The sequence below is a fragment of the Actinotalea sp. genome, from assembly GCF_035443605.1.
Taxonomy (GTDB): Bacteria; Actinomycetota; Actinomycetes; order Actinomycetales; family Cellulomonadaceae; genus Actinotalea.
On the sequence record NZ_DAORSQ010000102.1, the window covers coordinates 1 to 8,689 of the forward strand.

At 73.0% G+C, this 8,689-nt stretch carries 9 protein-coding genes and 1 pseudogene; 3 read left to right on the forward strand and 7 right to left on the reverse strand.

The genetic code is table 11. The features are described 5' to 3' along the window. The 5 genes from PKY62_RS10770 to PKY62_RS10790 form a co-directional block, all read right to left on the reverse strand. A partial coding sequence (locus PKY62_RS10770; protein ID WP_324536802.1) for a hypothetical protein occupies positions 1–373 on the reverse strand: 373 nt, incomplete at its 3' end. A 78-nt stretch (positions 374–451) separates the two neighbouring features. Then, entirely contained in the window at positions 452–745 is a 294-nt protein-coding gene (locus tag PKY62_RS10775; RefSeq protein WP_324536804.1) for a DUF4287 domain-containing protein, read from the reverse strand. A 38-nt stretch (positions 746–783) separates the two neighbouring features. Next, entirely contained in the window at positions 784–1,284 is a 501-nt protein-coding gene (locus PKY62_RS10780) for a hypothetical protein (protein WP_324536806.1), read from the reverse strand. Positions 1,285–1,367: 83 nt separating this feature from the next. Next, on the reverse strand, positions 1,368–1,898 hold the full coding sequence (locus tag PKY62_RS10785) for a P-loop nucleotide/nucleoside kinase family protein (protein WP_324536809.1): 531 nt from the start codon (positions 1,896–1,898) through the stop codon (positions 1,368–1,370). Between the two features lie 73 nt (positions 1,899–1,971). Continuing rightward, positions 1,972–2,895, reverse strand: a complete 924-nt coding sequence (locus PKY62_RS10790; RefSeq protein WP_324536811.1) for a pseudouridine synthase — start codon at positions 2,893–2,895, stop codon at positions 1,972–1,974. A 122-nt stretch (positions 2,896–3,017) separates the two neighbouring features. Here PKY62_RS10790 and PKY62_RS10795 point away from each other — a divergent pair, with 122 nt between their 5' ends. Next, on the forward strand, positions 3,018–3,596 hold the full coding sequence (locus tag PKY62_RS10795; protein WP_324536813.1) for an ArsR/SmtB family transcription factor: 579 nt from the start codon (positions 3,018–3,020) through the stop codon (positions 3,594–3,596). Then, the gene (locus tag PKY62_RS10800) at positions 3,593–4,384 is read left to right on the forward strand and encodes an SRPBCC family protein (protein ID WP_324536815.1); all 792 of its coding nucleotides are present in this window, start codon (positions 3,593–3,595) and stop codon (positions 4,382–4,384) included. Before PKY62_RS10795 ends, PKY62_RS10800 begins: the two co-directional genes overlap by 4 nt. On the opposite strand, the gene PKY62_RS10805 is transcribed toward PKY62_RS10800, so the two are convergent. Then, positions 4,321–5,130 carry a DUF4386 domain-containing protein gene (locus PKY62_RS10805; protein WP_324536817.1) on the reverse strand — a complete coding sequence of 270 codons (810 nt, stop codon included), beginning with the start codon at positions 5,128–5,130 and terminating at the stop codon, positions 4,321–4,323. The genes PKY62_RS10800 and PKY62_RS10805 overlap by 64 nt on opposite strands. Positions 5,131–5,328: 198 nt before the next feature. Between PKY62_RS10805 and PKY62_RS10810 the strand changes: the two genes are divergently transcribed. Then, positions 5,329–8,184: an AfsR/SARP family transcriptional regulator gene (locus PKY62_RS10810; RefSeq protein ID WP_324536819.1), complete on the forward strand. Its 2,856-nt coding sequence runs from the start codon at positions 5,329–5,331 to the stop codon at positions 8,182–8,184. Between the two features lie 248 nt (positions 8,185–8,432). Here the strand turns inward: PKY62_RS10810 and PKY62_RS10815 are convergent. Next, positions 8,433–8,689: pseudogene (locus PKY62_RS10815) on the reverse strand (prevent-host-death protein); the annotation flags it as partial.

Here is an 8,689-nt window from a genome sequence, read left to right on the forward strand (position 1 = left end):
CGGGGCCCGTGTCGGCCGCGCGGCGACCCCAGGCCGTCAGCGCGGTCAGGGCGCCGGCCGCAAGGAGCACGACGACGCCCAGCACGGCCAGGACCCCGCCGATGACGATGCCCCACGGCTCGTGGATCCCGTCCGCCGGGTCCGGGGTCTGGGCGCCGGCGACCACGGCGATCGCGACGCCGCCGACCACGGCGACGACCCCAGCGACCAGGCCGACGACGTGGACGACGAGCAGGACCGTCGACCAGGGGCGGTGCCGCGCGCGGGGGCCGCCGTCGGTGAGGCCCGACTCGTGCCGCACCCCGTCACGCGGGGTCGCCGGTGCGGCGGGCCCGTCGAGCCGGCCCTGCTGGGCACCCTGCCAGTTCGCCACGCGACCCCCTCGATCGACCATGACCGACGCTACCCGGTGCGCGAGCCTCCCCGGGCCGGGCGAGGAGTCGCCGCGGCCCTACGCCGACGGCCTGGTGGCCGCGCCGTCGAGCCAGAGGGTGTCGCTGGCGTCTCGGTGCACGCCGTCGGTCCCGACATGGGTGGTGCTGATCCGCGGCCCCTTCGTCAGCACGTGCCACAACGCCATGGCGTGCCCGCGGCCGACGCCGTAGTCCTCCTTGAGCCAGTCGACCACCTGGCCGGCCGTGGTCCCGGGAGCGTCGAAGCCCCGCTCCTGGGCGACCGCGAGCAGCTCGCGCGGCGTGAGCCCGGTCTTCTTCTCGAGGGTGTCGAGGTAGGCCTGGAACGACATCGTCCACCTTCGTCCGAATGGTGCGGGTGCGGTGCTGCTCAACCTATCCGGGGCTCGTCCGCGTCCACCACAGCCCGGACGAACCGGACCAGGTTGACCAGCACCCCGAGAGCCGAGCCGACTACGCCCACCCACAGGACCACCCGGACCAGCGTCGCCCAGGGGAGTCCGCCGTCGTCGAACGCGAACGGGAAGGCGGTGAGGACCCGAAGTGCTGCGGCCAGGCCTGCCGCGGCGGTCGCCGCTTCCCCGAGGGCGCGTAGCCAGCGTGGGTCCACGACCACCCACACGAGGTTCACCGCAACGGACACGAGGAGCTGGCCCGTGACCCAGGGCAGCACCAGGGCGGTCTCCGCGGTGAGGAACGGCACCGCGCGCCACCCGGGCTCGCCGTGGACGAGTGCGATCAGGGCGACGTTGACGGCGATCGCCACCAGGTAGCCGAACCGCCGGGCGCCGGGCGACGGTCGGCCGGCGGGGGAACGCGGCCCGGCACGTCCCCCGGAGACGGCAGGGCTGGGGGTGTGCGCGGTGACCATCGTCCGACCCTTCGACGATCCCACGCTAGCGCGGGTGGCGGAGCCGACGCGGGGCGACGTCGACCGGTCGACGTCCCCGACCCTCAGCGGAGGCTCGGCCAGCGCGTGCGCGCCCACTCCTGCCACGACGCTCCGAACGGCGGCTCGTCGAGGTGCGCGCCGGCGAGCTCGTCGTGCGTCGGCACCTCGAGCTGGGTGCGCCATCGCTCCAGGTCAGCTGGCGAGATCGGGAACGTCGCACGCGGGTCGGCCGCTGCGCGTTCAGCGATGCGTCGGGACTGGGCCGCCTCATCGACGTCGAGGTAGCGCACCACGACGCGGGCGCCTGCGGCATGTCCGAGCGCCCGTAGCGCAGTGCGCTCGTCGCGGGACCAGAGCCCGAAGTCCAGGACGACGTTCGTGCCGAGCTGCAGGGTTCGCACCGCGACGGCGATGAGCAGGCCTTCGAGCAGGTCCCGGCGTCCGTCGGCATCGGACTCTCCGAAGAGGGGGGTCATCCACTCGTCGGGCGACAGCCTCAGTGCGCGGTGGGTGCTCTCGATCTCCCCGGCGACAGTCGACTTGCCCGCGGCCGGCAGCCCGACCATGAGGAAGAGCAGGGGTGGTGAGGTCACCAGCCCATGATCCCTGTGCTGTCGCAGGCGCGCGGCCCGCCGCGCGCAACCGGGCCGAGCCGTCCCTCCTGGGTCATGCCTCCGCGGCGAGCGGCAGCGAACGGACGCTGGAGAAGCTCCGACCCTGCCCGTCGACCGGGTCCGTGAACGCGATCTCGGCGGCGAGCAGCTGGAGGGGCCGGCGGAAGTCGTCGACGGCGACGTCGCGCACGGCGGGGTACAGCGGGTCGTCGACGATGGGGATGCCGAGCCCGAGCAGGTGCAGGCGGAGCTGGTGCGTGCGGCCCGTGCGGGGTATCAACCGGTAGACCCCGGCGCCGTCCACCTCGCGCTCGAGCTCGACGCGCGTCTCGGCATTGGCGGGCGCACCGGGCACGACCTCGGCGCACCAGGTGCCGCGCTCCTTGCGGATGTGGTTTCGGACGACGGTCGGCAGCTCGAGGTCGGCACGCAGCGGTGCGAGCGCCCGGTACGTCTTGTCGACCGCGCGCCGCTCGAACGCCGTCTGGTACGCACCCCGCCACCGGCGTTCGGTCGCGAGCATCAGCAGGCCGGACGTGACCCGGTCGAGGCGGTGCAGCGGCGACAGCTCCGGGAGCCCCAGGTCGGCGCGCAGCCGGACGACGACGCTCTGCATCACGTGCCCGCCGCGCGGGATCGTGGCGAGGAACGGCGGCTTGTCGACGACGACGAGGCGCTCGTCCCGGTGCACCACATGGATCCGACCCGGCACCTCCGGCTCGTCGCGCAGGTCGCGGTGGAACCACACGAAGCGGTGCGGCACATAGGGGTCCGCCTCACGCACGGCGCGGCCGCCCTCGTCGACGAAGCGCTCCTGCACCAGCATCCCCGGCACGTCGACGTGCTCCGGCAGGCGGTGCCGCAGCCACGCGCCCATCGTCGGCCACGGGTCGGGGCCCTCGCGATCGCGGTCGGGCGTGCGGAGCCGGGCTGCGTCGAGGCCGTGGCGTGCCGGGAGCGGTGAGCGGGGGGGCACCCGTCGATGGTACGAGGCAGGTCCGGGGGAGCCGCGCGACGGGCCTGCGCACCACGCCCGTCTGCGTCGTGCCCCGCACGAATGCTCTTGACAGGTATTATTGTCAATGGCAGGGTGGCGCCATGCACGACGTCGAGGTCATCGAGAACGCGGGGGCCGCCGCCGCCGCGCTGGATCCGGTCCGGGCCCGGCTGCTCGGCGAGCTGGCCGTCCCGGCGTCCGCCGCCGGGCTCGCCGCCCGGGTCGGCATCGCGCGCCAGAAGGTCAACTACCACCTCAAGGCGCTCGAGGCGCACGGCCTGGTGGAGCTGTCCGAGGAGCGCCGGCACGGGGGCATCACCGAGCGGGTGCTGCAGGCGTCGGCGGCGTCGTACGTCGTGTCGCCGGCGGCCGTCAGCGCGTCGGCTGCCGACCCGGATGCCAACGCTGACCATCTGTCGGCTGGCTACCTCGTCGCGCTGGCCGGCCGGCTGGTGCGCGAGGTCGGCGTCCTGGCACGTCGGGCCGACGCGTCCGGCACGCGCCTGCCGACGCTGACCATCGACACGCAGATCGGCTTCCGGTCGGCGGCAGACCGGGCTGCCTTCGCGGACGACCTGACCGCCGCGGTGCTCGACCTGGCCGCCCGCTACCACCACGACGACGGGCGCCCGCACCGGCTCGTCGTGGCCGCCCACCCGCGACCTGAGGAGAAGTCATGAGCACCACCCCGGACGTCCCGTACCGCCTCGAGTTCAGCGTCGAGGTCCCCGGCACCCCCGAGCAGGTCTGGCACGCCGTCGCCACCGCCACGGGCATGAGCGCCTGGTTCCTGCCGACCGAGATGGAGGAGCGCGAGGGCGGCGCTCTGCACTTCACGATGGGCCCCGAGATGGGCTCGGACGGCCACGTCACCGCCTGGGAGCCGCCGCGGCGCATCGTCTACGAGGAGGACTGGGCCGCCCTCATGGGCAAGGACCCGGACGCGCTCAGCCCGATGACCTCGGAGTTCGTCGTCGAGGCGCGGTCCGGCGGCACCTGCGTCGTGCGCGTCACGACCAGCGGCTTCGGGAGAGGAGAGGCCTGGGAGCAGGAGTTCTGGGACGACATGGGCCCGCAGTGGATGCCGTTCTTCGACAACCTGCGCCTCTACCTCACGCACTTCCCCGGCCAGGAGGTCACCCAGCTCGAGGTCTCCGCCTGCCACCCCGTCGGCGCGGACGTCCTCTGGTCCGCCCTGCACGACGCCCTCGGCCTGGGCGACGAGGGCGAAAGGGTCGAGGTGCGCGGCGCAACCGGGGTTGTCGAGCGGGTCGGTGAACGCACGACACTGATCCGGCTCGTCGCGCCCGTGCCCGGGATGCTCAGCGTCTACGCGTACGGCGAGGTCGGCGGCGCGGCGACCGCGGGCGTGCGGGCGTACCTGTTCTCCGCCGCGGCAGCGGACTACGTGCGGCGTGAGGAGCCGGCCTGGCTGGCCGTGCTGCAGGGGCTCTCCGTCCCGGGCTGATCCGCTGCGCGGCCGTCCGTCGTCGCCGCGTCCCACGGCGCGAGCGCCCGCTGGTCGAAGCCCTTCACGATCAGCCATCCGGCCAGGAAGAGCTCGTTGACGGCGATCGGGACCACCAGCAGGACAGCTGGTCCGCCCGCGGCCACGTCGGCGTCCATGAGGTTGAAGGCCGCGAGCAGCGCCACGGCGACCAGACCCCAGACCGCGATGTAGCGGGGGACCAGCCGGGTGCGGTACAGCAGGACGTACAGCAGCACGGCACCGGTGACGTAGGGCATGACATGGAGGGTCAGGGCCCACGTGCTCTGCCCGACGGCGACCGACTGGGCGGCCTGGAAGGCATCCCCGCCCGGTGAGCCGGCCGCGACGTACACCTCGCTCAGGGTGATCAAGGACGCGGCGCTGACACCAGCGACGAGGTATGCGGCCCCCTCGAGCACCCGCATGGCCACGTAGCAGTGTGCCAGCGCTTCGCCGCCGCGCCTCAGGTACGGGAGCAGCACCACGGCGAAGCCGGTGCAGGCGGCGATGTTGCAGAACTCCAGCAGCAGACCGGCGAGCAGCTGGCCGCTCTCGGTGTGGAGGGTGGCGAGGTCGTGACCGACGTCGCGCAGGGGCGCGACGAGCACCGTGCCGACGAGGAAGCTCACCCAGCTGATGAGGTAGAGGATGCCCGCCGCGCGGGCGGCAGACCGGGCGGACTGCCTGCGCGTGGCCTCGAACGCTGGCGCACTCTGGTGGGACATCTGAGTCTCCTTCACCGCGAGGGAACGGCGGCCGCGGGCGCGGTCCCAGCACCCACCGTGGGCGGTCTCGCTGTGCTCGTGGTGTGCTCGTGGTGTGCCGCCGGTGGCTGCTACGGTCGGGCTGGGCGTTGGGCCCTCGTCCGACGGACATCGTGGTCCGAGGGTGCTCGTCGCCGAGGCGTCGGGAGCCGCGCAGTGGTGCACATCCGTCTGTTCGGAGGCGTCAGCGCCACCGCCGAGGATGGCGAGCCCCTGGCCGTGGGCTCGGCGAAGTCCCAGACTTTGCTCGCCGCCCTCGCCCTGTCGGTCGGATCCGTGGTCCCGGTGACGCACCTGGTCGACCTCGTGTGGGACGACCAGCCCCCGCCATCGGCACAGAAGGCGCTCCAGTGGCATGTGGCGCGGCTGCGCCGAACCCTCGGCGAGGGGGTCATCCTCCGCGTGGGTGCGGCCTACCAGCTGGCGGTGCCGCCGGACGCCGTCGACGTCAGCCGCTTCGAGCGGCACCTTGCCGCAGGTGATGTCGGTGCCGCGCTGCAGGAGTGGACGGGTGTTCCGCTCGCCGGGCTCGAGGCTCCCGGCCTGGCTGCCGTGGTGGACGGGTTGACCGAGCGGCACCTGAACGCCCTCGAGGTGGACCTCGAGCGGCGCCTCGAGACCGACGCGCACGAGGTCATCGGCCAGCTGACCGAGCTGCGGGCGCGCTACCCCTTCCGGGAGGGCCTGTCGGCGCTGCTGATGACGGCTCTGTACCGGGTCGGACGCCAGGCGGATGCGCTCGCCACGTTCCAGCTGACCCGCCGCGACCTCGACGAGGAGCTGGGCGTGGCACCCGGACCACGGCTGCGCGAGCTCCAGCTGATGGTCCTCGGCCAGGATGATCAGCTGCGGGCGGCGCGGCCGGCGACGATGCGGGCGGTCCTGGAGCGGGAGGAGGGGGAGCACCAGGGTCTGCGGACCGAGGACAGTCGCTGGGGCAACCTTCCCCTGCGGATGGGGCGCCTCTTCGGTCGCGACGGGGATGTCGCAGCCGTCGCCGACGCCCTCGCGCAGTCGCCGGTCGTCACGTTGGTCGGCACCGGCGGGATCGGCAAGACGCGGCTCGCGCTGGCTGCCGCCGCCGTGGTGGCGGGCCGCCGCGACTGTGGCGCCTGGGTCGTGGGGCTGGCGGAGATCGCCGCGGTCGACGATGTGCCCCGAGCGGTGGCCGACGTCCTGGGGGTTGCAGAGCATCGTGGCAGGACCCTGACCCAGTCGATCGTCACCGTCCTCCGCTCCCGCCCGGCGGTGCTCGTCATGGACAACTGCGAGCACGTCATCGCCGGGGCGGCCGCGCTCATCCAGACCGTTGCAGAGGGTTGCCCGGCCGTCCAGGTGATCGCCACGTCGCGGGAAGGACTGGGCGTCCGTGACGAGCGCCGCTACACGGTGGTGCCACTGGATCCCGCCGGAGCGGGCGCCGAGCTGTTCTCCGAGCGGGCGCGCGCCGTGGATCGGCACTTCGATCCCCAGGTGCACCGACCGGACATCGAGGAGATCTGCCGCCGCCTCGACGGCATCCCGCTGGCGATCGAGCTCGCGGCCGCGCGCACGAGCAGCCTGGCACCGTCGGACATCGTGGCGCGGCTGGACGACCCGCTGCGCCTGCTGACCAGCGGCCGGCGCACCGCGGCCGAGCGTCATCGGACCCTTCGCGCGACCATGCAGTGGTCCTACGACCTGCTCACGCCCGAGGAGCAGGTGCTGCTGGAGCAGCTGTCGGTCTTCGCCGGACCCTTCGACCTGGCGGCGGCCGAGTCCGTCGCCGCCGGGGGAGCCGGCGCCGCCACGGTGGCCGACCTCCTGGGCGGCCTGGTCGAGCGGTCACTGCTGGTCGCGGAGCCCGGCCCGTTCCACCGCCGCTTCCGCCTGCTGGAGACCGTGCGGCAGTTCGCTGCCGAGCACCTACGGGAGCATGGCCGGGCCGATCGCGTGGTGGCCGACCACGCCCTGTGGTGCTCAGCCGAGATCGCCCGCATCCACCGGCTCCTCACCGGTCCCGGCGAGATCGAGGGCGTCGCTCGGCTCGGCGAGCTCTGGCCCAACCTGCGGTGCGCCGTCGACGCGGCCTGCGCGACCGGCGACGGGGAGCAGGCGCATGCCCTGGTGGGCCCGATCGCCACCGAGATCGCCCTGCGCGGCCGGCACGAGATCGGGGACTGGTCCGAGCGGATCCTGGCCCTGACGCCGCCGGAGGCGGCGGGACGGCGGGCACTCTGGTTGTTCTGGGCGGCCGAGCGCTGCACCCAGAACGGCGACGCCGTCGCCAGCGGGCGACTGGTCCAGCAGCACAGCGAGCTGGACCATCCGCTCGCGCGCTATGCGCTCGCCTACCTGACCAAGGACGGAGCCACCCTGCGGCAGTGCGTCCCGGAAGCGGTGTCCTGGCTGCGTCAGCACGATGAGGCCTACCTCGCCGCGTTCCTCGAGCTCATGTCGGCCGGAGCGCTCCTGGGCATCGGGTGCTTCACCGAGGTCGACGAGTCCGTGTCGGCGCTGGCCGAACGGTATCGGCGGTCCGGGCCGCCCAGCCTTCTGCACATGGCGCTGCAGACGCTGGGGTACTCAGCCTCGTTCCAAGGGAGAGCCGACGCCGCCGGACAGTACTTCGACGAGTCGACCCGGGTCGACGTCCCCGACCGCACCCTCTCGGCCAACAAGACCATCGAGGCGCGCGCAGCCTTCCGGCGTGGTCGGCACGCGGAGGCGTTCGGCATCCTCCGCGCCTACATCGACGAGCTCCTCGAGGCCGACGACGTCGTCGCGGCCAGCGTCGTCGCCATCGACTTCATCACCATGGTGACCGGTGCCGGCCGTCTCGCCGAGGGTGCACGCATGCTGGGCTACCTGCAGGGGACCGGCGAGTTCGGTGCCCTCGCGGCCCGGACCGTTCTCGCGGAGGCCGTCGCGGTGATGGCCGAGGCCGAACACCCGACGGACCCGCAGTCGGCCAGTCCTCTCGACGACCGCCAGGCGCTGGAGTACATGGGTGGCGTGCTCGACGAGCTCGCCTGATGGCGTCGTCGCCGCTTCGGGATGCCTACCGGACACACGAAGGCCGCCGTCCATGGCGAGTGGACGACGGCCTTGATGTCACCTGTCCTGCGCGAACGCAGGCCAGGACGGTGGAGGTGGCGGGAATCGAAACCGTTTGGATGCGTTGAGACGTCTTGCCTCGTGCGGCTGACCTGCGGGAACGGTGAGGAAACCCTCCGTCGCGTAGGCCCGGATCGGCCGTAGATGTTGACGGCGTCAACACGCGGCTAGCGACGAGTCGCCGCCTCGAGGAGGTCGGCCACGAGAGCGATCTCGTCGCGTCCGATCTCGGGGCCACCCGCAGCGCGGATCAGTCTGAGAGTCCGGTCGACCTGCTCGACGAACCACCGATGTGCGTGGAGGGCGGCGTCCGCGGCGATCACCGGGTCGCACTCCGCCAGCTGCGCCAGGGCGACATCTCTCGCCACCGGGTCGAGCAGGATCGTGACGATGTCCAGCAGGTCGGTGCCTTCCTTGGCCGTCG

Coding starts and splice junctions, on each gene's coding strand:
- PKY62_RS10775 (WP_324536804.1), bottom strand. CDS start 745: ATGTCGTTCCAGGCCTACCTCGACACCCTCGAGAAGAAGACCGGGCTC.
- PKY62_RS10780 (WP_324536806.1), bottom strand. CDS start 1,284: ATGGTCACCGCGCACACCCCCAGCCCTGCCGTCTCCGGGGGACGTGCC.
- PKY62_RS10795 (WP_324536813.1), top strand. CDS start 3,018: ATGCACGACGTCGAGGTCATCGAGAACGCGGGGGCCGCCGCCGCCGCG.
- PKY62_RS10800 (WP_324536815.1), top strand. CDS start 3,593: ATGAGCACCACCCCGGACGTCCCGTACCGCCTCGAGTTCAGCGTCGAG.
- PKY62_RS10805 (WP_324536817.1), bottom strand. CDS start 5,130: ATGTCCCACCAGAGTGCGCCAGCGTTCGAGGCCACGCGCAGGCAGTCC.